At 71.7% G+C, this 24,449-nt stretch carries 20 protein-coding genes; 11 read left to right on the top strand and 9 right to left on the bottom strand.

The window, feature by feature from the left end:
* The first annotated feature begins 89 nt into the window (after positions 1-89).
* The gene (locus tag O7631_RS09205; RefSeq protein ID WP_278143870.1) at positions 90-1,529 is read left to right on the top strand and encodes a GuaB1 family IMP dehydrogenase-related protein; all 1,440 of its coding nucleotides are present in this window, start codon (positions 90-92) and stop codon (positions 1,527-1,529) included.
* 98 nt (positions 1,530-1,627) lie between these two features.
* Here the strand turns inward: O7631_RS09205 and O7631_RS09200 are convergent, their stop codons facing one another.
* A complete protein-coding gene (locus tag O7631_RS09200) occupies positions 1,628-2,188 on the bottom strand; it encodes a TetR/AcrR family transcriptional regulator (protein WP_278143869.1) in 561 nt (186 codons plus the stop codon).
* An 81-nt stretch (positions 2,189-2,269) separates the two neighbouring features.
* On the opposite strand from O7631_RS09200, the gene O7631_RS09195 reads away from it, so the two are divergent.
* The 4 genes from O7631_RS09195 (at position 2,270) to O7631_RS09180 (ending at position 7,034) form a co-directional block, all read left to right on the top strand.
* Positions 2,270-2,716, top strand: coding sequence for a DoxX family membrane protein (locus O7631_RS09195; protein ID WP_278143868.1), 447 nt, complete (start codon positions 2,270-2,272; stop codon positions 2,714-2,716).
* Positions 2,717-2,740: 24 nt separating this feature from the next.
* The gene (locus O7631_RS09190; protein WP_278143867.1) at positions 2,741-3,223 is read left to right on the top strand and encodes a MarR family transcriptional regulator; all 483 of its coding nucleotides are present in this window, start codon (positions 2,741-2,743) and stop codon (positions 3,221-3,223) included.
* Positions 3,217-4,950: an ABC transporter ATP-binding protein gene (locus O7631_RS09185; RefSeq protein ID WP_269681164.1), complete on the top strand. Its 1,734-nt coding sequence runs from the start codon at positions 3,217-3,219 to the stop codon at positions 4,948-4,950. Before O7631_RS09190 ends, O7631_RS09185 begins: the two co-directional genes overlap by 7 nt.
* 164 nt (positions 4,951-5,114) lie before the next feature.
* Positions 5,115-7,034: an ABC transporter ATP-binding protein gene (locus O7631_RS09180; protein WP_278147891.1), complete on the top strand. Its 1,920-nt coding sequence runs from the start codon at positions 5,115-5,117 to the stop codon at positions 7,032-7,034.
* A gap of 4 nt (positions 7,035-7,038) precedes the next feature.
* On the opposite strand, the gene thrS is transcribed toward O7631_RS09180, so the two are convergent.
* On the bottom strand, positions 7,039-8,256 hold the full coding sequence (thrS, locus tag O7631_RS09175; RefSeq protein WP_278143866.1) for a threonine--tRNA ligase: 1,218 nt from the start codon (positions 8,254-8,256) through the stop codon (positions 7,039-7,041).
* 524 nt (positions 8,257-8,780) lie between these two features.
* On the opposite strand from thrS, the gene O7631_RS09170 reads away from it, so the two are divergent.
* Complete coding sequence (locus tag O7631_RS09170; RefSeq protein ID WP_278143865.1) at positions 8,781-9,401, top strand: DedA family protein; 621 nt, start codon at positions 8,781-8,783, stop codon at positions 9,399-9,401.
* A gap of 175 nt (positions 9,402-9,576) precedes the next feature.
* Positions 9,577-10,260, top strand: coding sequence for a DUF998 domain-containing protein (locus O7631_RS09165; RefSeq protein ID WP_278143864.1), 684 nt, complete (start codon positions 9,577-9,579; stop codon positions 10,258-10,260).
* A 32-nt stretch (positions 10,261-10,292) separates the two neighbouring features.
* Here O7631_RS09165 and O7631_RS09160 read toward each other — a convergent pair whose 3' ends face one another.
* Positions 10,293-11,696, bottom strand: a complete 1,404-nt coding sequence (locus O7631_RS09160; RefSeq protein ID WP_278143863.1) for an NAD(P)H-quinone dehydrogenase — start codon at positions 11,694-11,696, stop codon at positions 10,293-10,295.
* A 106-nt stretch (positions 11,697-11,802) separates the two neighbouring features.
* Here O7631_RS09160 and O7631_RS09155 point away from each other — a divergent pair, with 106 nt between their 5' ends.
* Complete coding sequence (locus O7631_RS09155) at positions 11,803-12,258, top strand: gamma-glutamylcyclotransferase (RefSeq protein ID WP_088986378.1); 456 nt, start codon at positions 11,803-11,805, stop codon at positions 12,256-12,258.
* Positions 12,259-12,333: 75 nt separating this feature from the next.
* Here the strand turns inward: O7631_RS09155 and O7631_RS09150 are convergent, their stop codons facing one another.
* From O7631_RS09150 to O7631_RS09135, 4 genes are all read right to left on the bottom strand, one after another.
* A complete protein-coding gene (locus O7631_RS09150; RefSeq protein ID WP_278143862.1) occupies positions 12,334-13,293 on the bottom strand; it encodes a GNAT family N-acetyltransferase in 960 nt (319 codons plus the stop codon).
* A 50-nt stretch (positions 13,294-13,343) separates the two neighbouring features.
* On the bottom strand, positions 13,344-14,099 hold the full coding sequence (locus tag O7631_RS09145; RefSeq protein ID WP_269681170.1) for a hypothetical protein: 756 nt from the start codon (positions 14,097-14,099) through the stop codon (positions 13,344-13,346).
* Positions 14,100-14,233: 134 nt separating this feature from the next.
* Positions 14,234-15,256, bottom strand: a complete 1,023-nt coding sequence (locus O7631_RS09140; protein WP_278143861.1) for a hypothetical protein — start codon at positions 15,254-15,256, stop codon at positions 14,234-14,236.
* 4 nt (positions 15,257-15,260) lie between these two features.
* Entirely contained in the window at positions 15,261-15,893 is a 633-nt protein-coding gene (locus O7631_RS09135; RefSeq protein WP_278143860.1) for an MBL fold metallo-hydrolase, read from the bottom strand.
* A 114-nt stretch (positions 15,894-16,007) separates the two neighbouring features.
* Here O7631_RS09135 and O7631_RS09130 point away from each other — a divergent pair, with 114 nt between their 5' ends.
* A complete protein-coding gene (locus O7631_RS09130) occupies positions 16,008-16,958 on the top strand; it encodes a DUF4349 domain-containing protein (RefSeq protein WP_278143859.1) in 951 nt (316 codons plus the stop codon).
* Here the strand turns inward: O7631_RS09130 and O7631_RS09125 are convergent.
* A complete protein-coding gene (locus O7631_RS09125; RefSeq protein ID WP_145786271.1) occupies positions 16,915-18,174 on the bottom strand; it encodes an amidohydrolase in 1,260 nt (419 codons plus the stop codon). The genes O7631_RS09130 and O7631_RS09125 overlap by 44 nt on opposite strands.
* A 448-nt stretch (positions 18,175-18,622) precedes the next feature.
* Positions 18,623-20,206: a methylmalonyl-CoA mutase family protein gene (locus tag O7631_RS09120; RefSeq protein WP_278143858.1), complete on the bottom strand. Its 1,584-nt coding sequence runs from the start codon at positions 20,204-20,206 to the stop codon at positions 18,623-18,625.
* A 206-nt stretch (positions 20,207-20,412) separates the two neighbouring features.
* On the opposite strand from O7631_RS09120, the gene O7631_RS09115 reads away from it, so the two are divergent.
* Both O7631_RS09115 and O7631_RS09110 read left to right on the top strand, forming a co-directional pair.
* Positions 20,413-22,485, top strand: coding sequence for a serine/threonine-protein kinase (locus O7631_RS09115; protein WP_278143857.1), 2,073 nt, complete (start codon positions 20,413-20,415; stop codon positions 22,483-22,485).
* Between the two features lie 48 nt (positions 22,486-22,533).
* Positions 22,534-24,201, top strand: a complete 1,668-nt coding sequence (locus O7631_RS09110; protein ID WP_278143856.1) for a phospho-sugar mutase — start codon at positions 22,534-22,536, stop codon at positions 24,199-24,201.
* The last annotated feature ends 248 nt before the right edge of the window (positions 24,202-24,449 follow it).

The following is a 24,449-nucleotide window of genomic DNA, read 5'->3' as shown; positions in this document are numbered from 1 at the left end:
TCCGCTTTGTCGGACGGAGCGTCGTACGGCAGGGGTGGTTTGCGGCACCGACGTGGGCGATGGCGACCGGAGGCGGGAATGATGGCCGGGTGCGGTTCCTACACGGCGCGGTTCCCGCGCACGACCTGACCTATACCGACGTCTTCATGGCGCCGGCCCGCTCCGACCTGGGCTCCCGGCTCGACGTCGACCTCTCCACCAGCGACGGCACCGGCACCACCATCCCGCTGGTGGTGTCGAACATGACAGCTGTCGCCGGCCGGCGGATGGCGGAGACGGTGGCCCGCCGGGGCGCGATCACGGTGATCCCGCAGGACATCCCGATCGAGGTGGTGGCGAATGTCGTCGCCTGGGTCAAGCAGCGGCACCTGGTCTACGACACGCCGATCACCCTGGGGCCGACCGAGACCGTCGGCGACGCCATCCACCTGCTGCCCAAGCGCTCGCACGGTGCGGTGATCGTGGTCGACGACGACGGCCGGCCGATGGGCGTGGTCACCGAGGCGGACACCACCGGTGTGGACCGGTTCGCTCAGCTGCGTCACGTGATGTCGACGGAGCTGCACACGGTCCCGGCGGACGCGGACCCGCGGACCGGGTTCGAGAGGCTCTCGGCGGGACGTCGCCGGCTCGCCCCGGTGGTGGACGCCAACGGTCGACTGGTCGGGGTGCTGACCCGCCAGGGAGCGTTGCGGGCGACCCTCTACACACCGGCCGTGGACGACGGTGGTCGACTGCGTATCGCGGCGGCCGTCGGGATCAACGGTGACGTGACCGGCAAGGCCAGGGCACTGCTGGAGGCGGGGGTGGACACCCTGGTCGTGGACACCGCGCACGGCCACCAGGCGCGGATGATCTCCGCCCTCCAGGCGGTCCGCAAGCTGGACCCGGGAGTGCCCGTGGCGGCCGGCAACGTGGTCACCGCCGAGGGGGTACGCGACCTGGTCGAGGCCGGGGCCGACATCATCAAGGTCGGCGTCGGACCAGGCGCGATGTGCACCACCCGGATGATGACCGGCGTGGGCCGACCGCAGTTCTCCGCCGTCCTCGACTGCGCGGCGGCCGCCCGCGAACTGGGCCGGCACGTGTGGGCCGACGGCGGGGTGCGGCACCCACGCGACGTGGCGCTCGCGCTGGCCGCCGGAGCGTCCAACGTGATGATCGGCTCCTGGTTCGCCGGCACCTACGAGTCCCCCGGTGACCTCTACACGGACGCGGACGGTCGGCGGTACAAGGAGAGCTTCGGGATGGCGTCGGCTCGGGCGGTCAGCGCCCGTACCGCGGACGACAGCCCGTACGACCGGGCCCGCAAGGCGGTGTTCGAGGAGGGCATCTCCTCGGCCCGGATGTACCTGGACCCGGCCCGCCCCGGCGTGGAGGACCTGATCGACGAGATCATCGCCGGGGTGCGCAGCGCGTTCACGTACGCCGGCGCACGGGATCTGACCCAGTTCCACGACCGCGCCCTGGTCGGCGTCCAGAGTGCCGCCGGCTTCACCGAAGGAATGCCCCTCCCCACCAGCTGGTAGCCCCCACCCGGGTCGATCATGGAGTTGTGGTGCCCTACAGAACGGGCATCGACGGGTGAACCGCCCACCACAACTCCATGATCGACGCTGGGAGGGGGTTACGGGGTCAGGCGGCGGAGGACTTCGCGGGCGGCGTCGCTCGGGTTGTTTCCCACCCGGTCGGGCAGGGCTCCGGCCAGCCAGAGGGTGGCGAAACCGTGGGCGATCGACCAGGCGGCGAGCGCGTCCCGGTCGGTGTCGGCGGGCGCGCCACCGTTGGGCAGGGCGGCCACCTCGGAGCGGAGTGCGGCACCCGCGCGCTCCCGGGCGGCGGTCAGCTCGGCGTCGTCCGTCCGGTGCAGCTCGGGCCGGAACATCACCTCGAAGTACGCGCGGCGCCGGACGGCGAAGTCCACGTACGCGACGCCGGCCTCGAGCAGGTCGTCACCGGCCCGGACCAGCGCCTGCGCCAACAGGTCGAAGCCCTGCGCGGCGAGCGCGGTGAGCAGGCCCGCCTTGTCTCCGAAGTGGTGCGCGGGCGCGGCGTGCGAGACGCCGGCTCGGCGGGCCAGGTCGCGCAGGCTCAACGCGGTAGGCCCGACCTCCTCGATGGCCTCGAGCGCGGCGGCGAGCAGTGCACGGCGGAGGTCCCCGTGGTGGTACGCACGCGTGTCGGTCACGTCAGGATCGTATCTTGCCATTGACAAGATGCCACCTCGACTCGCAATCTTGTCACCGACAAGTTTTCGAGGAGGATTTCGATGGCACCCCTGATCGCTCTGCTCGTCGGCAGCGCCCTGGCCCGCCTCGCCGGTCTGGCCGGCCTCTCCGCGCTGGACGGATGGCACCCGGCTCTGCGCGTCGGGCTGGCCCTGATGTTCACGCTGACCGCCGTCGCGCACTTCGGCGGCCGGCGGCGCGCCGACCTGATCGCGATGGTCCCGCCCCGACTGCCCCGACCGGACCTGCTGGTCACCGCCACCGGAGTGCTGGAACTGGTCGGCGCGATCGGCCTGCTGGTGCCGGCGACCGCCCGCGTCGTGGCGGCCGGACTCGCCCTGCTGATGCTCGCGATGTTCCCGGCCAACGTCTCGGCCGCACGCCGAAGGCTGACCCTCGCCGGGCGCCCGGTCACCCCGCTCGCGCAGCGCACCGCGCTGCAACTGGTCTTCGTCGCGGCGGCCGTCGCTATTTCGTTTGGCCCCTGACTATCAGGGGGCTAACCTACTGTCGTGGAACTCGTGACCCTCCAGGACGTGCCTCTCGGCCGACTGCTGGTGGTGGCCGGGCACCTGGTCGGGCAGCGGTGGAACCGCTACCTCGCCGAGGAGCACGGCCTCACCCAGGCCGGCATGATCACCCTGATGACGCTCGCCCGACACGGCGAGCTGCCCCACCGGCAGGTCGCCGAGAAGGGCTTCGTCCGCCCGGCGACCCTCACCGGCATCGTGGACACGCTCGAACGCGACGGTCTGGTCGAGCGGCAGCGCGACGACAGCGACCGGCGCAGCATCCGACTCGCCCTCACGCCCGCCGGGCGGGAGCGGGCCGCTGCGCTCAGCGCGTTGATGCACTCCGGACGCCCGCTCACCTCGGTCGACGCCGACCCGGAGAAGGCCGCCGTGATCCGCGAGTTCCTGCTGGAGGTCATCGGCAGCGGGGACGACCCGCGGATGACCGGACGCCTCACCGAACCGAAGGATCCGGCGTGCTGATCCGACTGCTGCGCAACCAACTGCGCACCTACCAACGACCACTGCTGGCGGTGGTGCTGCTCCAGTTCGTGGGCACCATGGCCTCGCTCTACCTACCGAGCCTCAACGCGGACATCATCGACCAGGGCGTCGCCCGGGGCGACACCGACTACATCGTCCGCACCGGCGGTTGGATGTTGCTGGTCAGCCTGGTCCAGATCGTCTGTTCGATCGCCGCCGTCTATCTCGGCGCACGCGTCGCGATGGGCTTCGGCCGGGACGTCCGCGCCGAACTGTTCGGGCACGTCAACCGGTTCTCCGCCCGTGAGGTGGCCCGGTTCGGGGCACCCTCGTTGATCACCCGCAACACCAACGACGTCCAGCAGGTGCAGATGCTCGTGCTGATGAGCTGCACGATGCTGGTCGCGGCACCCATCATGAGCGTCGGCGGGGTCTTCATGGCGCTGCGCGAGGACATCGGCCTGTCCTGGTTGATGCTGGTCAGCGTGCCCGTGCTGGCCATCGCACTCGGCGCGATCATCCGCCGGATGGTGCCGGGCTTCCGGCTGATGCAGACCCGCATCGACACCGTCAACCGGGTGTTGCGTGAGCAGATCACCGGCATCCGGGTGGTCCGTGCCTTCGTCCGCGAGCCGTACGAGACGGACCGCTTCGCCGTCGCCAACGCCGACCTGACCGCGACCGCGCTACGTACCGGCCGGTTGCTGGCGCTGATCTTCCCGGTGGTCATGCTGGTGTTGAACGTGTCCAGCGTGGCGGTGCTCTGGTTCGGCGCGCAGCGGGTGGACGCCGACGCGATCGAGATCGGCGCGCTGACGGCCTTCCTGGCGTACCTCATGCAGATCCTGATGGCGGTCATGATGGCCACCTTCATGCTGATGATGGTGCCCCGGGCGGCGGTCTGCGCCGAACGCATCGTCGAGGTGCTGGACACCGACTCCTCGGTGGTTCCGGCCGCCGCGCCGGTCACCGACCTGTCCACCCGGGCGGAGCTGGAGCTGCGCGGGGTGCGTTTCCAGTACCCGGGAGCGGTCGAGCCGGTGCTGCGCGACATCTCCTTCCGGGCCACCCCGGGCACCACCACGGCGATCATCGGCAGCACCGGCGCCGGCAAGACGACACTGCTGTCACTGATCCCCCGCCTGGTCGACGTCACCGCGGGCGCGGTGCTCGTCGACGGTGTCGACGTGCGGGAGCTGGCACCCGACGAACTGTGGCGACGCATCGGCCTGGTGCCGCAGCGGCCGTACCTGTTCACCGGGACGATCGCGAGCAACCTGCGCTACGGCAACCCGGACGCCACCGACGAGGAGCTGTGGGCGGCCCTGGAGATCGCCCAGGCCCGGGACTTCGTGGCGCAGATGCCCGGCGGGCTGGACGCCCCGATCGCGCAGGGCGGCACCACAGTCTCCGGCGGGCAGCGGCAACGCCTCGCCATCGCCCGCGCCCTGGTCCGGCAACCGGAGATCTACCTGTTCGACGACTCGTTCTCCGCGCTCGACCTCGGCACCGACGCGCGGCTGAGGGCGGCGTTGCGGCCGATCACCGCGCAGTCCGCGGTGGTGATCGTGGCCCAGCGGGTCTCCACGATCGTCGACGCCGACCAGATCATCGTGCTCGAGAACGGAGGGGTCGTCGGAGTGGGACGACACGCGGAGTTGTTGGAGACCTGCCCGACGTACGCCGAGATCGTCGCCTCGCAGCAGACGACGGAGGTGACGGCATGAGCGAGCACGACGAGCCGCGCACCGCGGCCGTACCCAGTCAGAAGCCGGCCGGCGACGGGCGGACACCTGGCGCCGCCGCGCCGCGACCCGGCGGCGACGCGCCGACGCCGAAGCGGCTGCCTCCCGGTCGCCCGGGTGGCGGCCCGGGGTGGATGAGCGCCGGGATGCCCGCCGAGAAGTCGATGAACTTCGGGCCGTCGGCCCGGCGGTTGCTCGGCCGGCTGCGCCCGCACCGCCTGCACCTGGCGGCGATCATCACTCTCGCCGTGGTGAGCGTCGGGTTCAGCGTGGCCGGGCCGAAGATCCTCGGCCACGCCACCGACATCATCTTCAGCGGCGTGATCGGCCGGCGACTGGAGCCGGGCACCACCGCCGAGCAGGCGATCGCCGCAGCCCGGGCCGGCGGCAACGAAAGCTTCGCCGACATGCTGGCCCGGATGGACGTGGTGCCCGGGATGGGCATCGACTTCGACGCCCTGGGCCGGGTGCTGCTGTTGGCGCTCGGCCTCTACCTGGCGGCGAGCCTGCTGTCGTGGTGGCAGGGCTGGCTGCTCAACGGGGTGGTCCAGCGCACCGTGCTGCGCCTGCGCGCCGAGGTGGAGGAGAAGCTCAACCGGCTGCCGTTGCCCTACTTCGACAGGCAGCCCCGGGGCGAACTGCTCAGCCGCGTCACCAACGACATCGACAACATCTCCACCAGCCTCCAGCAAACCCTCAGTCAGCTCCTCACCTCCCTGCTGACGGTGGTCGGCGTGCTGGGTGTGATGTTCTGGATCTCGCCGCTGCTGGCCCTGGTGGCGCTGGTCGCGGTGCCGCTGTCGGTGCTGGTCACCCAGCGCATCGCCAAGCGCTCGCAGAAGCAGTTCGTCGCACAGTGGACGCACACCGGTGAGTTGAACGGTCAGATCGAGGAGGCCTACACCGGTCACGAGCTGGTGAAGGTCTTCGGTCGGCAGCGCGAGGTGGAGGCCGCGTTCCACGCGAAGAACGAGGAACTGTTCCGGGCCAGCTTCGGCGCGCAGTTCATCTCCGGGATCATCATGCCGTCGATGATGTTCATCGGGAACCTGAGCTACGTCGCGATCGCCGTGGTCGGTGGCCTGCGGGTCGCCTCCGGCACGATGAGCCTCGGTGACGTGCAGGCGTTCATCCAGTACTCCCGCCAGTTCACCCAGCCGCTCACCCAACTCGCGTCGATGGCCAACCTGCTCCAGTCCGGTGTGGCGTCCGCCGAGCGGGTCTTCGCGGTGCTCGACGCCGACGAGCAGACCCCCGACCCGGTCGAGCCGGCCCGGGTCACCGACCCGCACGGCCGGGTCGAGTTCGAGCACGTCTCGTTCCGGTACGAGCCGGACAAGCCGTTGATCGACGACCTGTCGCTGGTCGCCGAGCCGGGGCACACGGTGGCGATCGTCGGCCCGACCGGTGCCGGGAAGACCACACTGGTCAACCTGGTCATGCGGTTCTACGAGCTGGACGCCGGCCGGATCACCCTCGACGGGGTGGACATCACCACGATGCGCCGTGACGACCTGCGCGGACGGATCGGCATGGTGCTCCAGGACACCTGGCTCTTCGGCGGCACCATCCGCGACAACATCGGCTACGGACGGCCCGACGCGACCGAGGAGGAGATCGTCGCGGCGGCGCGGGCCACCTTCGTGGACCGGTTCGTGCGCAGCCTGCCCGACGGCTACGACACGGTCATCGACGAGGAGGGCAGCAACGTCAGCGCCGGCGAGAAGCAGCTCATCACCATCGCCCGGGCGTTCCTCGCCGAACCGTCGCTGCTCATCCTCGACGAGGCCACCAGCTCGGTGGACACCCGCACCGAGGTGCTGCTCCAACGGGCGATGGCCGCGCTGCGCTCCGACCGGACCAGCTTCGTCATCGCGCACCGGCTCTCCACCATCCGCGACGCCGACCTGATCCTGATGATGGAGGACGGCCGGATCGTCGAGCAGGGCACCCACGAGCAGTTGCTCGCCGCCCACGGCGCGTACCACCGGCTCTACCGTTCGCAGTTCACCGGGGCGGTGGTCGACGAGGAGCCGGCCACCGCCGCCCAACCGGCGTCGGTCTGACGTGTCAGTCCGGGGGGAGCAGATCCGCCGAGCGGGCCGCGACCTGCCCGCCGATCAGGGCGAGCGCGTCAGCGGCCGGCATCGGGGCCAGGGACCGACCACCGCGCAGGCGCAGCGCGAGGCGTCCGCCGGCCACCTCCCGGGGCCCCAACACGCCGAGGTACGGGACGCGGCGGCGGGCCGCGTCCCGGATCCGGGCGCCCAGCGACCCGGCGACGTCGACAGCGACCCGCAGGCCGGCGTCGACGGCCTGCCGGGCCAGGTCGGCCGCCGCGTCGACCTGCCCGTCGTCGACCGGCAGCAGGACCAGTTGGACGGGTGCGTACCAGGCCGGGAACGCGCCCTCGTGCACCTCGATCAGGTACGCGAACAACCGCTCCATGCTGCCGACCAGACTCCGGTGCACCATGACCGGTCGACGCCGACTGCCGTCGGAGTCGGTGTACGACAGGTCGAACCGCTCGGGTTTGTCGAAGTCGAGTTGGATGGTGGAGATGGTCGACTCCCGACCGGCCGCGTCGACGATCTGAATGTCGATCTTCGGCCCGTAGAACGCTGCCTCGCCGGGCGCCTCGACGTACTCCATCCCACTCAGCGCGGCGCGGAGCAGGTCCTCCGCACGGGCCCACTGCGCGTCGTCACCGACGTACTTCTCGCCCGGCCCGCGCAGCGACAGCCGGAACCCGGCCGGGCGTACGCCCAGCGCGGCGTGCGCCTCCCGAATCAGCCCGAGGATCTCGGCGACCTCCGCACCAACCTGCTCGGGCGCGCAGAAGGTGTGCGCGTCGTTAAGGGAGATGGCGCGTACCCGGGACAGCCCACCGAGCACCCCGGAACGCTCCGAGCGGTACATCCCACCCAGCTCCGCGACCCGCAGCGGCAACTCCCGGTAGGAGCGTCCCCGGGCCCGGAACACCAGCGCGTGATGAGGGCAGAGCGCCGGCCGGAGCACGAACTCGTCGTCGGCGCTCAGCCGCATCGGCGGGAACATGTCGTCGGCGAAATAGCCGAGATGGCCGGAGAGTTCGAAGAGTTCACGTTTGCCCAGCGGGGGCGAGTAGACGTGCTGGTGGCCGGAGCGACGCTCCAGCTCCCGGACGTACTCCTCGACGGCGTGCCGGGCGGCCGCGCCGGCGGGCAGCCAGATCGGCAGGCCGGCGCCGGCCAACGGATCGGAGACGAAGAGGTCCAGCTCACGGCCGAGCCTACGGTGGTCGATCATGTCGGGCTCCTGGATCGGGTACGACCCGGAGGCGACCAGGACACCGAACGCCGCGCGGCCCTCGGGGGCGGATCGCCCCGGGGCCTGGTCGACGGTGGTTACGTCAGAGCGGCGCGCCGGGGACACCCGGCGTCGTGGTCACCACTACCGCACTGCGCATGTGAGGACGCTATCCGTCGAACCATCGAGGACGCACCTGGATTACGACTGTCAGGACGCGGACGGGGGCGGGCCGCCGGCGCGGGACCCGCCGGCGGCCCTGGCGGCCCGAATTCGTCAGGAACGGGGGACCCGACGGGCGTGGCCGCGCGGACAACGGTACGCCGACGATCGCCGATCCGCCGACCGCTCCGGCGGGGGTGGAACAGCCACCGAAACCGTCACCCGGAACCGGTTCGCCTCGTTGGACCCCGGGTGGCCTGGCCGTGTCGACCGTCACGACGGGCCGGGGTTGTCCACCGTGACGCCGGACACGCCGTCAGGCTCAAGACACCCAATCGGCCGCATCCGGCGAGGTGGCAGGCGTGCCCGAACTACTGACCAATGTTGCTTCGCCGACCTGGGCGTACCTGGTGCTGGTCGCCCTGCTGATCGCGGACGCCTTCGTCCCGGTGATTCCCACCCAGATCGTCATGATCACCAGCGGCGCGCTCACCGTCTACGGCGGGCTCAGCCTGCCGGTCACCATCGCCGTCGGCGCGCTCGGCGTGTTCGTCGGCGACCTGGCCTGCTACCTGCTCGGACGGAGCGCACCGGATCGGCGGCCACCCCGGCACGCCGAGCTGAGCCGGGCCCGGCGGGTCGCCAGCCGCGTCACCCAGGGGCTCCGACAACCCGGACCGATGGTCATCCTGCTGTGCCGGTTCGTGCCCGGTGGGCGCATGGCGGCCTGCTTCTCGGCCGGCCGCAGCCGCTACCCGTACCGGCTGTTCATGCTGTACGAGGCGGTCGCCGCGCTGGGTTGGGCCACGTACGGCGCGCTGGTGGGGCATCTCGGCGGCACCGCCCTCACCGAATCGGCGTGGCGCCTGGCCATCATCGCCACCGCCGCGGCGGTCGGCTTCGCCGCGGCCGGATGGGCGATGACACTGGTCAGCGCCCGCCACGCCCGCGCCGCAGCCGCCGCGAACATCCCGATCGACTGAGTGTCGCCCAGCGTTCCGGGCCGCAGAACTCGGAGATCTTGGACAGTTTCCGTCAGCTGTTGACGGAAACTGTCCAAGATTGCCGCGACGGACGTACCTCTAGGGGTCGTTTCGGGGGGTCAACTCGGTGGGCGTCCCGGATTCGGCTCGGGTGCCTCCGGCGACAGGCTGAGGCATGCCTGGAACCCGGAACACCGGCGTGCTTGCCCTCGGTGGGATCGCCGTGGCGGCGCTGCGCACCGTGATCGGCCACCTGGAAGTCAACGACGACCTCAACCCGTGGGCGCTGACCGTCAGCGACTTCGCGGTCTCCGACCGGGGCGGGGTCATCGACGTCGCCATGGTGGTGCTCGCGCTCGCCACAGTGTCGCTGCTGTACGGGCTACGCCGCACCGGCCCGGCACAGCCCGGTCACGCGGTCGAGTGGCTGCTCGGCGCGTGGGTGTCCGGGCTGCTGCTGGCCGCGCTGGTGCCGACGAACGAGCCGGGCACCGCCATGACCACGGCGGCGTACGTGCACCGGTACGCCTCGGTGGTCGCCTTCCTCGCCCTGCCGGCGGCCGGTTGGCTGCTGGCACGTCGACCCGACCTGGCCCCCGCCGCCCGGACGCTACGCGCCCTCGTCGTGCTGAGCCTGGCCCTGGCGGTGGCGATGATCTGGTCCGCCTACCCCGGTGACCGCCTGCTGATCGGCCTGGCCGAACGCCTCCTCATCCTCACCGAGGTAGCGGTGCTGGCGACAGTCGCCCTAACGCAGACTCGGGCCGCCGACCCGCCCGCCGGGGCCCGCCCCGCCGCCCGCCCCGTCCACGTCGATCATGGAGTTGTGGTGCCCCGCAAAAGGGGTGTGACAGTGTGAACCGCCCACCACAAGTCCATGATCGACAACGATTACTCCAGCTCGTGGAGCATGAGCTGACGGGCAGCCTCGGTGATCGAACCGGACAGGCTCGGGTAGATGGTGATGGTCTGGGCCAGCTCGTTGACCGTCAGATTGTTCTCCACCGCCATGGTGATCGGCAGGATCAGCTCACTGGCCTTCGGGGCGACCACCACACCGCCGATCACCTGACCGCTGGCCGGCCGGCAGAAGAGCTTCACGAAGCCGTCCGCGAGGTCGTCCATCTTCGCCCGGGCGTTGCCGGACAGCGGCAACATCACCTGCCGGGCCGGCACCTTGCCCGCGTCCACCTCGTCCTGCGAGACACCCACGGTGGCCAGCTCCGGATCGGTGAAGACGTTCGCCGCGACGGTACGCAGACGCAGCGGACGGACCGCCTCGCCGAGGGCGTGCCACATGGCGATCCGGCCCTGCATGGCGGCGACACTGGCCAGCAGCAGCACCCCCGTGCAGTCACCGGCAGCGTAGATGCCGGGCACGTTGGTCCGGGACGCCCGGTCGACGGTGATGTAGCCGCCCCGGCCCAGCTCCACCCCGTACTCGGCCAGACCCAGGTCGGCGGTGTTCGGGATAGAGCCGACGGTGATCAACGCGTGTGAGCCGGTCACCTTCCGGCCGTCGGACAGCTCCACCTCGACGCCGTCGGCGGTACGCCGGACCGCGTCGGCCCGGGAGTTGTTGAGGATCTCCATGCCCCGGTTGCGGAACACCCGCTCGATGGCCGACGCGGCGTCGGCATCCTCGTGCGGCATCACCCGGTCCCGGCTGGAGACCAGGGTGACCTGGACCCCCATCGCCAGGTACGCGCTGGCGAACTCCGCACCAGTCACACCCGAGCCGACCACGATCAGGTGCTCGGGCAGCTCAGGCAGGTCGTACACCTGACGCCAGGTCAGGATGCGCTCACCGTCCGGTACGGCGGTGGGCAGCTGGCGGGGTGTCGAACCGGTCGCGACCAGCACGGTCGAGGCGTCGATGGAGTATTCCTCCCCACCGTCGGCGGGAGTGACGACGACCCGGTGGGTGTGCCCGAGGGAGTCCTCCCCGAGCCGGGCGGTGCCGGCCACGAAGGTGACACCCGCCTTCAGCAGCTTGGCGTGGATGTCAGCGGACTGCGCCAGGGCCAATCGCTTGACCCGCTCGTGCACCGCCCGCGCGTCGACGGTGACCGCCTCCAGGCCGTCCGAGTGCACCCCGAACTCCTCGGTGTCCCGGTAACCGGTGACCACCCCCGAGCTGGCGATGAAGGTCTTCGACGGCACGCAGTCGGAGAGCACGCAGGCCCCACCGGCGCCGTCCGCCTCCACCACCGTGACATCGGCGTCCAGTTGAGCGGCCACCAGGGCCGCCTCGTACCCGGCCGGCCCTCCGCCGATGATCACGATCCGGCTCACAGCGTTCGCCCTTCGTCCATGCTCACAGTGACTTTCTTCTCCTGGGCGCATTCGACACGCACAGTCGTATTCTCCCCCACCCGTCCGCCGGGCTATCGTCATCGCCGTGCGTCATCACGCCGCCTACGGCTCAAATCTCGACCCCGCCCGGATGCGCGCCTACTGTCCGCATTCGCCGATGGTGGGCACCGGCTGGCTGGAAGGCTGGCGGCTGACCTTCGCCGGTGCGGACGTGATCGGCTGGGAGGGTGCGGTCAGCACCCTGGTCGAGTCTCCCGGTGACCGGGTCTTCGTGGCGCTCTACGACATCCACCCGTACGACGCCGAGCAGCTCGACGAGTTGGAGGGCGTCGCCGCCGGCACGTACCGCAAGCTGCACGTCCGGGTCTCCACCCTCGACGGCGACGTGACGGCGTGGATCTACGTCTTCAACGGGTACGAGGGCGGCCTGCCGACGTCGTGGTACCTGTCCGAGATCGCGAACGCCGCCGAGAAGGCGGGCGCCCCGGACGACTACGTCACCGAGCTGCGGTCCCGCCCCACCGGCACCGCGTCGGCGTAGCAGCGCGTATCGCACGCCACCAGTCTGCTACCGGTGCCGAGCGGATCGCCGGTCGGGCCCGACCGGGGTCGTCAATCACACACCGGCGGCCGGTACCGAACGCTCGTACATGTCGGTCCACAGGACCTCCCGCAGGCCCACCGACTCGTACAGCGACAGCGGCGCGGTCGGGTTGCTGAGGTCGACGCCGAGACCGGCCGACTGCCGACCCTTCTCGGCGTAGCGCGCGAAGGCGCGGCGCAGCAGCGCCGCACCCACACCCCTCCGGCGGTACGCGGACCGCACCGACAGACTCTTCACCCAGCCCTGCTGCTGGTCGAGCGCCTGGTCCGAGGACTGCAACACGCCGGCCGGCACCCCGTCCACCTCGGCGACGAACCACTCGTCCCAGGCGGTCAGGTCGCCGATCCGAGCCCGCCACCGGTCGTACGACACCGGCTCGTGGTCCGGGGTGTCGGCGAAGGCGGCGTCGTAGATCCGGTGGAACTCCCGCAGGTCGGCCTCGTCGTCGGGGCGTACCTGTCGCACCGTCACACCGGGCGGCGGCGCGGGCTCGTCCGGCAGGTCGGTCAGCGGGCGGCTCATCCGGACGTACCGCTTGGCGACTGTGAACCCGGCCTCGATCAGGTCCCGCTCCCAGGCGCGTTCCGGCGCGAAGACCGCGCAGCGGACGGTGAGCGCCGGCAGCCCTCGCTCGGCGGCACGCTCGGCGACCCGGTCCAGTTGTCGGGCCAGCAGCGGCGCCCGGACGGTGGCAGCGCGGGCCGGGTCGACGTAGATCTCCACGAACTCCCGGCCGACGCCGGTCGGGTTGTCGACCGTCGCCCAGCCGACCACGGCACCGTCCGGGTCGACCGCCAGCCAGGAGTCCCGGGTCGGGTCGAAGTGGGGGGCTGTCAACGACGCCGCGACGTCCTCCGCGTCGAAGTCGGGATGGCCGACGGCGAAGGTGTCGGCGGCGTGCACCACGGCGAGGATCGCGGGCACGTCGGCGAGGGTGGGCCTGCGCGTTGTCCAACCAGCGGGAAGGGTCACGGCAGAGCATCCTGACAGCGCACCGCCGTCGGCGCCCCTCATTTTTCCGCTCAGTCGGGCCGCTCGCGCTGGGCGAGCAGGGTGGCCCGGGTGCGGTGCAGCAGCTCCACCAACTCGGTGCAGTCGGCGGGCCCGAGGGCGGTGAACGCCGGCGCGGCCAGCCTGTTGGTCACGGCCTCGGCCCAGAGTCGCCGGCGGACCAACGGCCCGATCGGCGGGTACGGCGGCGGCCAGCCGCAGGCCACCGCCCCGGCCTCCCCCTCCGGCCCGGACAGCACCGCCTCCAGCGCGGTCATCCCGGCGGCCCGCACGGCCAACAGGTAGGCACCGGTGAAGTGCTCGCGGAGCAACCGCAGCCCGGCGGCGGTCCGGGCACCCGGGCTGAGATCCGGCAGCGGCATGGCCCGCCAGGCGGCGAAGAGCGGCATTCCGCTGGCGTCCGCGGCTACCACCGCACGTTGGACGAGCGCGGCCAGGCGCTCGGTGTCGGGCAGGGCGCCGAGCTGCTGAGCCCCCCATCGACAGCATTCGGCGAGACTCGCGGCGGCCACCTCGATCGGCGGGACGACCCGGCCTGCGGCGTCCCAACCGTCGGCGACGGCGTCCGGGGCGAGGAAGCCGAGGGCGGCGGCGGCCGTCTCGGCGCGCACATCACCCAGGGCACCGGCTCGGCCGCCGATGTAGAACGCCCAGCCGGAGATGCCGAGCAACCGGGCCCGGCGCAGCGTCGTCGGGTCCCGGCTGAACGCGTCGCCCAGGTCGAGCACGACGGGTTTGCTGGCTGCGGCGGCCTGTTCCGGTGTCATCCGAGCGCCGCCCACCGGGATCGCCTGCGGGGCCGGGGCGTCCTCGAAGAACCCGACCCGTCACCCACGACGAATCCCCGACCCGGGGTCACCCGCCGTGGACGCTCCACGTACTCGTCGTCGTCCATCGATGGTCAGTCTGCCGCGCCGTCGCCCGCGTCCGCATCCCCCTCTTCGGCCACCAACGCCTCGATCGCCGCCTCCACCTCACCCGCACGCCGGCGAGCCGAGGTGACAGCTCGCTCGGCGGCGCGCCGAGCGAGTTTGGCCCGGCTGAGATCCTGCTCGGCGACGGCCCGCCGCCGCTCCAGCTCGGCCAGCTCGGCCTCGATTCCGTCGAGTACGGCAGCACCGTCCCGCTCCTGCGCGGTGGCTTCGGTCAGCTCGGCCTCGACGCGTTCCTGGTCGGCCTGGGCACGCCCCAGTTCCCGGTCCAGGGCGCGGCGCTGCCGAGCCCGCTCGGCGCGGGCCGCCCGCTGCGCAGCCCGCTCGGCCTGCTCGGCGCGCTCGGCTGCCCGGTCCGCGCGGGATGTCGTCCGGTCGGTGCGGGAGGTCGTCCGGTCCGCTCGGGAGGCTGCCTCGGGGCGTTCCCGCTGGGTACCGGGGCGGCGGGCCGGACGCTCCTCCTCCTTCTCCTCGTCGCCGGTGACCAGCCGCAGTTGTGGCCGGGGCACCTCCCCGAACCCGGCGTAACTGGCCGCCCGGAGCAGACGGCCTGCCCGTACCTGCTCGGCGACCTCGGCGTCGGAGAACGCCGCATTGAGGGTCGCCTCCACCTCGGCCAGTGGCAGCCGGCCCGCCGGCGGCGCTTCCGGCTCCGCCGCGGCGAGCTTGCGGACCTCGACGACCAGTGCGCCGACCACCGCCCGGCGCTGCGCGGACAGCTCCCGCAGCCGGGGTCCGCGCAGCTCCCGCTGGGCGGTGCGGAGCGCGTCCGCGAGTTGCACCAGGTCGGCCACCAACTCGGGGCGCCTGATGGCGAGCAGGTTCACCAGCCAGGCGGCCACCGTCGGACGACGGAGCCGGGCCAACTGTCGGGCGGTGGTCGCGTCCCCGGCACGGCGGGCCTCGGCCACGGCGGCGTCCCGGGCGGCCACGAACCGGTCCGGTGGGGTGCGGTAGAGCTGCTGCACCAGCTCCGTCGAGGGGCCGGGCATCGGGTCAGACGTCCACCCGGCTGCCGGGCTCCAGACGCTGGTAGTCGGTGCCGGACATGGCCGCGTACTGCCGGTCGAGCACCCCCAGCCCGTTGTCGTTGAGCAGGGCGTCGTGCAGGGCGTACGCGCGGCGCGGCGCGACCGCCCGGATGAAGTCGACTACCTCGGAGAACTTCGACCAGGGGGCGTGGATCGGGGCGAAGAGCGTGTCGACGGGAGTCTCGTCGGGCACCACCAGGGAGTCCCCCGGGTGGTAGACGACGTCGTTGATCAGGTAGCCGAGGTTGTCGATCACCGGGATGTCCGGGTGGATCACCGCGTGCCGCCCGCCGTACGCGCGCACGGCGACCCCGGCGGCGGTGAACGACTGGCCGGCGGTGACCGGGTGCAGGGCCTCGGCCGCGTCACCCAGGGTCTCGGCGAGCGAGGCGGGACCGTGGATCGGTAACGGCCGCCGGTCGAGCTGGAGGCGGAGCGCCGCCAGGTCGAGGTGATCCGGGTGTTCGTGGGTGATCAGCACCGCGTCCGCACCGTCCAGTGCCACCGTCGGGTCGCTGAACACCCCGGGATCGACGACGAGCACTCCGCCGTCGTGCTCCACACGAAGGCAGGAGTGGGCGTACTTGGTGAGCCGCATCGTGACTCCTCGATTATCGAATCGTGACGTCCTCAGCGCAGTCTGCCGGAACCAGCCGACGCGTGCGCCGCGTCCGAGCTATCGCCACACCGGACGACGATGATGGGAGCGGGGATGGATGGACGGACGGTACGACGCAGCGGCACAGCGCTGGCGGTAGCAGCACTGGCGGCGGCGCTGGTATTGACGGGTTGCAGTGCCGGCGACAGCGGGGCGCAGGACACCGCCGGCTCGGCCGCCGAGCCACCGGCGGCGGCGAACGGCGGCGAGGCGGCCAGGGACGCCGCCAAGGGCGGGACGCAGGAGGCGGCCGGTGCCGGCGCACCGGACCTGCGGGTCGACCAGCGGGCGATCATCTACACGGGAACGATGCGCGTGCAGGTGGACGATGTGGACGCGAAGGCCCGTGAGGTCGTCGCCGTGGCCACCCGGGCCGGTGGCTTCGTCGGCGGCGACCAGCGCCGCAGCGCCGACGAGGACGCGGTGGCGGAGTTGCAGTTGCGGGTGCCGGCACCGAAGTTCTCCGCCGTGGTGGAGGAGATCTCGGAGCTCGGCCAGCAGCAGAGCAGGGAGATCAACACTCAGGACGTCACCGAGGAGACCGTCGACCTGGACGCCCGGATCACGAGTCAGCGAGCCCGGGTGGACAGTGCCCGGCGTCTACTGTCCCGTGCCAGTTCGATCACCGACCTGGTGACGTTGGAGAACGAGCTGGGCCGCCGGGAGGCCGACCTGGCGTCGCTGGAGGCGAAGAAGCGTCGGCTGGCCGACCTGACGGCCCTCTCCACGATCACCGTGTCGCTGGCCGGGCCTGCGGCGAAGAAGGCCACCGACGACAAGGACGAGACCGGTTTCCTGGTCGGGCTCCGGGGCGGCTGGAAGGCGTTCGTCGCCTCGTTGACAGTGATGCTCACCGTGCTGGGGGCGCTGCTTCCCTGGCTGGTGGCGTTCGGCGTGCCGGTGGCGGTGCTGCTCCTGGTGCTGCGTCGGCGGAAGAAGACGGCAGGCCCGGCCGCACCGGTCAGCGCGCCGCCGCCAGTGCCCGCAGCGCGGTCTGCACCATGACGCGTACGCCGGCCGGGATGGCCCGCTCGTCCACGTCGAAGCTGGCGCGGTGCAGGTCGACGTTGGGACCGGAGCGACCCACACCGAGCCGGGCGAGGGCACCGGGGACGTACTCCAGATACCAGGAGAAGTCCTCGCCGCCCATGCTCTGCGGCGTCTCGGCGATCCCTTCCGGGCCGAGCGCCGCCGCGGTGGCGGCGGTCAGCACCTGGATGGCCCGGGAGTCGTTGCACACCGGCGGCCGGCCGCGCAGGTATTCCAGGTCGACGGTGGCGCCGGTCGGCGCGATCACGTCCCGGACCACCTGAGCGACGATCTTGGGAGCCTGCTCCCAGGTGTCGCGGTCCATCACGCGCAGGGTGCCGGAGGCGCTCGCCTCGGACGGGATGACGTTGTACCGGGTGCCGGCCGAGGCGTGGCCGAAGACCAGCAGCAAACCACTGTTGGCCGGCACCCGGCGGCTGACCAGGGCGGGCACCTCGGTGATCAACCGGCCGAGCGCGTCGACCAGGTCGACGGTCAGGTGCGGCCGGGCGGTGTGGCCGCCCGGGCCGGACAGCCGGACGGTGACGTTGTCGGCAGCCGCGGTGATCGGGCCGACCCGCAGGCCGACCTGGCCCACCGGCAGGTTCGGGTCGCAGTGCAGCGCGAAGATCTGCACCACGTCGTCCAGGCCGCCGGCCTCGATGACCTCCAGCGACCCGCAGGGCAGGATCTCCTCGGCCGGCTGGAAGATGAGCCGGACCCGCCCGTCCAGCTCGCCGAGGTCGGCGAGCTGGGCCAGCAACATGCCGACGCCCAGCAGGATCGAGGTGTGCACGTCGTGGCCACAGGCGTGGCACACGCCCTCCACGGTCGACCGGTAGGACACGTCCTTGGGGTCGTCGAGCGGCAGGGCGTCGATGTCGGCGCGCAGCGCGACGACCGGGCCGTCCGGCCTGCCGTTGACGTCGCAGATCACACCGTTGCCCTTGGGCAGCAGACGCGGGTTCAGCCCGGCCAGCGACAGCTCCCTGGCGATCAGCGCGGCCGTCTCGAACTCGTTGCCGGACAGCTCGGGGTGCGAGTGGAGGTGACGGCGCGTAGCGATCAACCCCGGTACGCGGAGCGCGAGGAGGTGGTCCAAGTCGCGGGGCAGGGGCTGGGACCCGGGCGGCGTCTCCAGCCAGGACGACGCCAGCTGGCCCTCAGTGGGCAGCGTCAACGCACTCGTCACGTCGAATTCTCGATCACTAGAGATGGATGGATCATCGGGGACAGCAGACAGCCTAGACCTCCGGCGGTGACGCTGCGCAACCTCGTTACGGTAATGATCAGACCGCGTAGCGTCACGTATGCCCTGCTGAGGGCGCTCGGAGATGTGCGGGACAGCAGGTAGATCGTGCTCGAACGCCGCCATCCGCCCCTCACCTCCTACAACGCGTAACCGGTCGTGGCAGTCACGAAACCGGCGCAACTCAGGGGACCCCTGTTGCAAATTGTCGCATTAGTCGGGGTGGTGAACTGACACTCCGACAATTAGCCGACCACACTCCGCAACGAGCCGGATAAGGACGCTCACACGCAGGCATCCACCACGGGCGCACACGGTGTGCGTTCGCGCTCAACCGAGGGGGTACCCGCTGAGCGTGACGGACACACCGCGCCCAGCGGTCAGGGGTAGGTCAGAAGCGGTCGGTCGGCCGGTACAGCCCCCACGCCTCACGCAACGTCCCACAGACCTCGCCCACGGTCGCCCGCGCGCGCAGCGCCGCCTTCATCGGGTACAGCACGTTGTCCGCGCCGTCCGCGGCGGCCCGCAGCTCGGCCAACGCCCGCGTCACCGCGTCGGCGTCCCGCTCGGCGCGCAGCCGCGCCAGCCGTTCGGCCTGGACCGCCTCGATCGCCGGATCGACCCGCAGCGGCTCGTACGGCTCCTCCTCGTCCACGGTGAACCGGTTGAGGCCGACCACCACCCGCTCACCCGAGTCGATCTCCTGGGCGATCCGGTACGCGGACTGCTCGATCTCCCGCTTCTGGAAACCGGCCTCGATCGCGTCCACCGCGGAACCGTGGTCGGCCACCCGCTCCATCAACTCGACGGCGGCGGCCTCGATCTCGGCGGTCATCGCCTCCACCACGTACGAACCGGCGAACGGGTCGACGGTGGCGGTGAGGTCCGTCTCGTACGCCAGCACCTGCTGGGTACGCAGCGCGAGCCGGGCCGCCTTCTCGGTGGGCAGCGCGATGGCCTCGTCGAAGCTGTTGGTGTGCAGCGACTGGGTCCCGCCGAGCACCGCACCCAACCCCTGCACCGCCACCCGGACCAGGTTCACCTCCGGCTGCTGCGCGGTGAGCTGCACGCCCGCGGTCTGGGTGTGGAAGCGCAGCATCATCGACTTCGGGTCCTTGGCGCCGAAGTCGTCGCGCATCAGCCGGGCCCAGATCTTCCGGGCGGCGCGGAACTTCGCCACCTCCTCCAGCAGCGTGGTGCGGGCCACGAAGAAGAACGACAGCCGGGGGGCGAAGTCGTCCACGGCGAGCCCGGCGGCCAGCGCCGCACGCACGTACTCCACGCCGTTGGCCAGGGTGAACGCGATCTCCTGCGCGGGAGTCGCGCCGGCCTCGGCCATGTGGTAGCCGGAGATGGAGATGGTGTTCCACTTCGGCACCTCGGCGCGGCAGTACGCGAAGGTGTCGGCCACCAGCCGCAGCGACGGCTTCGGCGGGAAGATGTACGTCCCCCGGGCGATGTACTCCTTGAGGATGTCGTTCTGGATAGTGCCGTTGAGCGCCGAGCCGGGCACCCCGTTCTCCTCGGCGACGAGCTGGTAGAGCAGCAGCAGCACCGAACCGGGCGCGTTGATCGTCATCGAGGTGGAGACCTTGTCCAGCGGGATGTCGGCGAAGAGCAGCCGCATGTCCTCGATGGAGTCGATGGCGACACCCACCTTGCCGACCTCGCCGTGCGCGATCGGCTCGTCGGAGTCGTAGCCCATCTGGGTCGGCAGGTCGAAGGCGACCGAGAGGCCCATCGTGCCGGCCCGCAACAGTTGGTGGTACCGCGCGTTGGACTCGGTGGCGGTGCCGAAGCCGGCATACTGGCGCATGGTCCACGGACGGGAGGTGTACATCGTGGGGTAGACCCCCCGGGTGTACGGGAACTCGCCGGGGCCGCCCAGCCGGGAGCCCAGGTCCTCCGGAAGGTCGGCCTCCGTGTAGACGCCGTTGATCGGGAAACCGGACTCGCTTGACCGCCGTTCACTCATCCCCGGATGGTAGGACGCCTGGCCACGCCGTCGCGTGAGGGATACCGCACAGTGCGTCCCGACCGGTCGACACGAGGTGAACGACAAGGCACGTTCTGTCGACTTCGATAAACGTCCGTCGCGTCGGCTTTCGCATCGGGCGTCGGAACCAGCAAGATAGGGGGGTTGTGTCCCAGCCCCCCTCGATTTCCCCCGGTGGCTTTTCTGTGACTCAGATCCCGACGTGGAGCGGCGGACCAGTCAGTCCCGCCAACGGACGAGCGGCGCCCGGCACCACCATTGGTGGCCGGTACTCGCTGCGGTCCTCGGTGGGCAACGGCGGCATGGGCACGGTGTGGCGCGCCACAGACACGCTGCTGCGCCGTGACGTGGCGGTCAAGGAGGTCGTCCTACCTCCCGGGCTGGCCCCCAGCGACCGCGACGCCATGTACGAACGCACCCTGCGCGAGGCCCGCGCCGCCGCCGCGATCCAGCACCCCGCGGTCGTTCAGGTGTACGACGTGGTCACCGAGGCTGGCCGGCCGTGGATTGTGATGGAACTGCTGGACGCCCGCAGCCTCGCCGACATGGTGATCGAGGACGGGCCGGTCGCGCCCCGTGCCGTCGCCAAGATCGGCATCGCGCTGCTCGGCGCGTTGGAGGTCGCGCACGCGATCGGTGTGCTGCACCGTGACGTGAAGCCCGCCAACGTGCTGATCTGCACCGACGGGCGCTGCGTGCTGACCGACTTCGGTGTCGCCCGGATGCCCACCGACGTGCAGCTCACCACGCCCGGCATGGTGCTCGGCTCACCGCACTTCATCTCGCCCGAGCGAGCCATGGGCCAGGAGTTCGGGCCACCGAGCGATCTCTTCTCGCTGGGTGTGACGCTCTACACCGCGGTCGAGGGGCGGCCCCCGTTCGACAAGGGCGACCCGATCGAGACCATGCACGCCGTGGTCGAGGACCCACCCGCGCCGCCGCAGCGCAGTGGGCCGCTGACCCGCGTGCTGATGGGCCTGCTGGAGAAGGACCCGGCCCGGCGACTGGACGTGCACACCTCCCGGGCCATGCTGCGCGAGCTGCTCGCCGGCCCGCTGGGCAGCACCGCCACTGCCGTGCACTCGGTCACCGACCCGTACGCCGTGGTGCCGGTCCAGCAGCGCCCGGTGCCGGTCCTGCCGCCTCCTGCGCCGGAGCCGAAGCCGGACAGCCAGATCGGCGGCCCGGCGATGTTGGCCCCCGGTGAGTCGTTGACCGACCGGCTGGCGGCGCTGAACCGGGGCGAACGCCCGGCGCCCGCCGGCACGGCCGACGCCACCGGGCTCGACGAGACCAGCGCCGACGCGTTGGCCGGCCCGCTGCACACACCCACCGGGGCGATGCCCCCACCCGGCCGAGCGACCGCCGGCCGCGCCTACGGCGGCAACGCGGACGCCACCCAGCGGGTGGACGCCGGCGCGCACCCGGACGCCACCCAGCGGGTCACCTACGGCACCCCGGCCGACGCCACCCAGCAGGTCGGCTACGGCGGCGCGCCCGAGGCCACCCAGCGCATCGGCGGCACCTACGGCGGCGGTAACCAGTGGTCGGTGCCGGGCACCGGCCAGCCCTGGGCCACCCCACAGGCCTCGAGCGGCGGCGCTTCGGGCGGCGGCGCCCTGGACAAGGTCCGCGCCGCAGGTGGTCAGCTCGTCAGCACGGTCAAGGGCTGGCCGCGCAAGGTGCAGCTCGCCGCGGCCGGTGGCCTGGTCGTGGTGCTACTGATCACCGCCGTGGCGCTCTCCAGCGGCGACGACGCCCCGCCGACCACCCCGGCGGCGCAGCCCACCCCGTCCGCGCCGGCGGCGCCCACTGTCGAGATGCAGGAACACGCCGCCCGGGGCATCCAGGTCATGGTGCCGAAGGGCTGGAAGAAGGCCACCGGCGGTTCCTACACCGACTACATCGACCCGGAGGACAGCGGCCGCAAGGTGCGCATCATCACCGAGAAGTGGTCCACCGACTCCACCCGCTGGGCGGAGACCGCCGAGAACGGCCTCAAGACCAGAAGCACCTCCTGCGTCAAGCCGTACCAGCAGGTCAGCTCCACGGAGACCGAGCTGGCCAGCAAGCCGGCCGCCGAATTCGAATACACGTGCGGCGAGGGCGACACCATGCGGCACGGTGTCTGGCGTGGTGTGGCGGAGGGCGGCAAGGCGTACTCCTTCTACCTCACCGCCACCGACGCCAAGTTCGCGGAGAGCAAGCCGATCTTCGACGAGATGGTGCGGACGTTCCAGCTCACCGGGGACGGCTGAGCCGGAGGGAACCCGCAGCGGTGATCCGCCGCCGTGCTATCAAGGGGCATGGCGGCGGACAGCACTGACATCGACGACATTCGCGAGCAAGCCCGGCGCTGGCTGGCGGACGACCCCGACCCGGCCAGTCGGGACGAGCTGACGGCCGTGCTCGACGGCCTACCGGCGAGCGCGCCGGAGCTGGCCGACCGGTTCGCCGGCCCGCTGACCTTCGGCACCGCGGGCCTCCGTGGCCCGCTGCGGGCCGGCCCGAACGGCATGAACCTCGCCGTGGTCACCCAGGCCGCCGCCGGCCTGGTCGGTTGGCTCGCCGCCCAGGGCGGCACCGGCCCCCTGGTGATCGGGTACGACGCTCGGCACGGCTCCAAGCAGTTTGCCGAGCGCACCGCCCAGGTGGCCACCGGTGCTGGCCGGCCGGCGCTGCTGCTCCCCCGCCCGCTGCCCACCCCGGTGCTGGCGTACGCGGTGCGCCAGCTCGGCGGAGTCGCCGGTGTCATGGTCACGGCCAGCCACAACCCGCCGCAGGACAACGGCTACAAGGTCTACCTCGGCGCGGAGCTGGGCGGTGAACTGGGCGCGGGCGCACAGATCGTGCCGCCCGCCGACGCCGGCATCGAGGCGGCCATCCGTTCGGTCGGCCCGCTGACCCAGGTGCCACTGGGCCCACCCGGGCAGGTGCTCGGTGACGACCTGGTCGCCTCGTACGTCGAGCGGGCCACCGCCGTCATCGACCCGGACGGGCCACGGGACCTGTCGGTGGCGTACACCCCTCTGCACGGGGTGGGCGCGGCGGTGCTCACCGCCGCCTTCGCCCGTGCCGGTTTCCCGGTGCCCGGCGTGGTCCCCGACCAGGCCGAACCGGATCCGGCGTTTCCCACCGTGTCGTTCCCCAACCCGGAGGAGCCGGGGGCGGTGGACCGGCTCGTCGCGCTGGCCGACGCCACCGGCGCCGACCTGGCCATCGCCAACGACCCGGACGCCGACCGGTGCGCTGTGGTGGTCCGCGAAGAACGGCAGGGCTGGCGGATGCTGCGCGGCGACGAGGTGGGTGTGCTGCTCGCCGACCACCTGATGCGCCGGGGGGTGACCGGGCTCTACGCGACCACCATCGTGTCGTCGTCGTTGCTGCGGGCGATGTGCGCCGCCCGGGGCCTGCCGTACGACGAAACGCTGACCGGCTTCAAGTGGATCGTGCGGGCCGGCGGCGGGAGCGCACCCCTGGTCTTCGGCTACGAGGAGGCGCTCGGCTACTGCGTCGCGCCGGGGCACGTGCGGGACAAGGACGGCATCACGGCCGCGCTGACAGTGGCCGAGCTGGCCGCCGGCCTCAAGGCGCAGGGCCGCACCCTGACCGACCGGCTCGACGAGTTGGCCGCCGAGTTCGGCGTGCACCACACCGACCAGCTCTCCGTCCGGGTGGACGACCTGCGGGTGATCACCGACGCAATGGCCCGGATCCGCGCGGCCACTCCGACGTCCCTGCTCGGGCAGCCGGTGGACAGCGTCCGGGACCTGCTGCCGGAGTCGGACGTGGTGATCCTGCGCACCGCGTCGGCCCGGGTGGTGATCCGCCCCTCCGGGACCGAGCCGAAGCTCAAGGCGTACCTCGAGGTGGTGGAACCGGTTGCCGACGGAGATGTCGCCGCCGCCCGGAGCCGAGCCGGCGCGGCGGTCGCGCGGCTGCGCGCGGAGGTCGGTGCCGCCCTCGGCATCTGACCTCGCGGACCCCCGCCCACCCGCCACGCCCCCTTTGCTCTGCACCCACGGACGCACCGCGCTTGTTCTGCACCCACGGACGCGCCAGCGCTCGCTCTGCACCCACGGACGCACCGCGCTTGCTCTGCACCCACGGACGCGCCAGCGCTCGCTCTGCACCCACGGACGCACCGCGCTTGCTCTGCACCCACGGACGCGCCAAACGGCGGCCTGCCCGGGGGTGGTGCATCCACGGGTGCAGAGCAAAG

Source organism: Micromonospora sp. WMMD967, from assembly GCF_029626165.1.
GTDB classification, from domain to species: Bacteria; Actinomycetota; Actinomycetes; order Mycobacteriales; family Micromonosporaceae; genus Micromonospora; species Micromonospora taraxaci.
This window is presented reverse-complemented; position numbering and strand designations above follow the sequence as displayed.

Excerpts from the sequence above, each read along its gene's own strand:
- O7631_RS09145 (WP_269681170.1), bottom strand. The coding sequence starts at position 14,099 with ATGACACCGGAACAGGCCGCCGCAGCCAGCAAACCCGTCGTGCTCGAC.
- O7631_RS09195 (WP_278143868.1), top strand. The coding sequence starts at position 2,270 with ATGGCACCCCTGATCGCTCTGCTCGTCGGCAGCGCCCTGGCCCGCCTC.
- O7631_RS09180 (WP_278147891.1), top strand. The coding sequence starts at position 5,115 with ATGCCCGCCGAGAAGTCGATGAACTTCGGGCCGTCGGCCCGGCGGTTG.
- thrS (WP_278143866.1), bottom strand. The coding sequence starts at position 8,256 with ATGATCGACCACCGTAGGCTCGGCCGTGAGCTGGACCTCTTCGTCTCC.
- O7631_RS09110 (WP_278143856.1), top strand. The coding sequence starts at position 22,534 with ATGGCGGCGGACAGCACTGACATCGACGACATTCGCGAGCAAGCCCGG.
- O7631_RS09135 (WP_278143860.1), bottom strand. The coding sequence starts at position 15,893 with ATGCGGCTCACCAAGTACGCCCACTCCTGCCTTCGTGTGGAGCACGAC.
- O7631_RS09130 (WP_278143859.1), top strand. The coding sequence starts at position 16,008 with ATGGATGGACGGACGGTACGACGCAGCGGCACAGCGCTGGCGGTAGCA.
- O7631_RS09140 (WP_278143861.1), bottom strand. The coding sequence starts at position 15,256 with ATGCCCGGCCCCTCGACGGAGCTGGTGCAGCAGCTCTACCGCACCCCA.
- O7631_RS09120 (WP_278143858.1), bottom strand. The coding sequence starts at position 20,206 with ATGAGTGAACGGCGGTCAAGCGAGTCCGGTTTCCCGATCAACGGCGTC.
- O7631_RS09165 (WP_278143864.1), top strand. The coding sequence starts at position 9,577 with ATGCCTGGAACCCGGAACACCGGCGTGCTTGCCCTCGGTGGGATCGCC.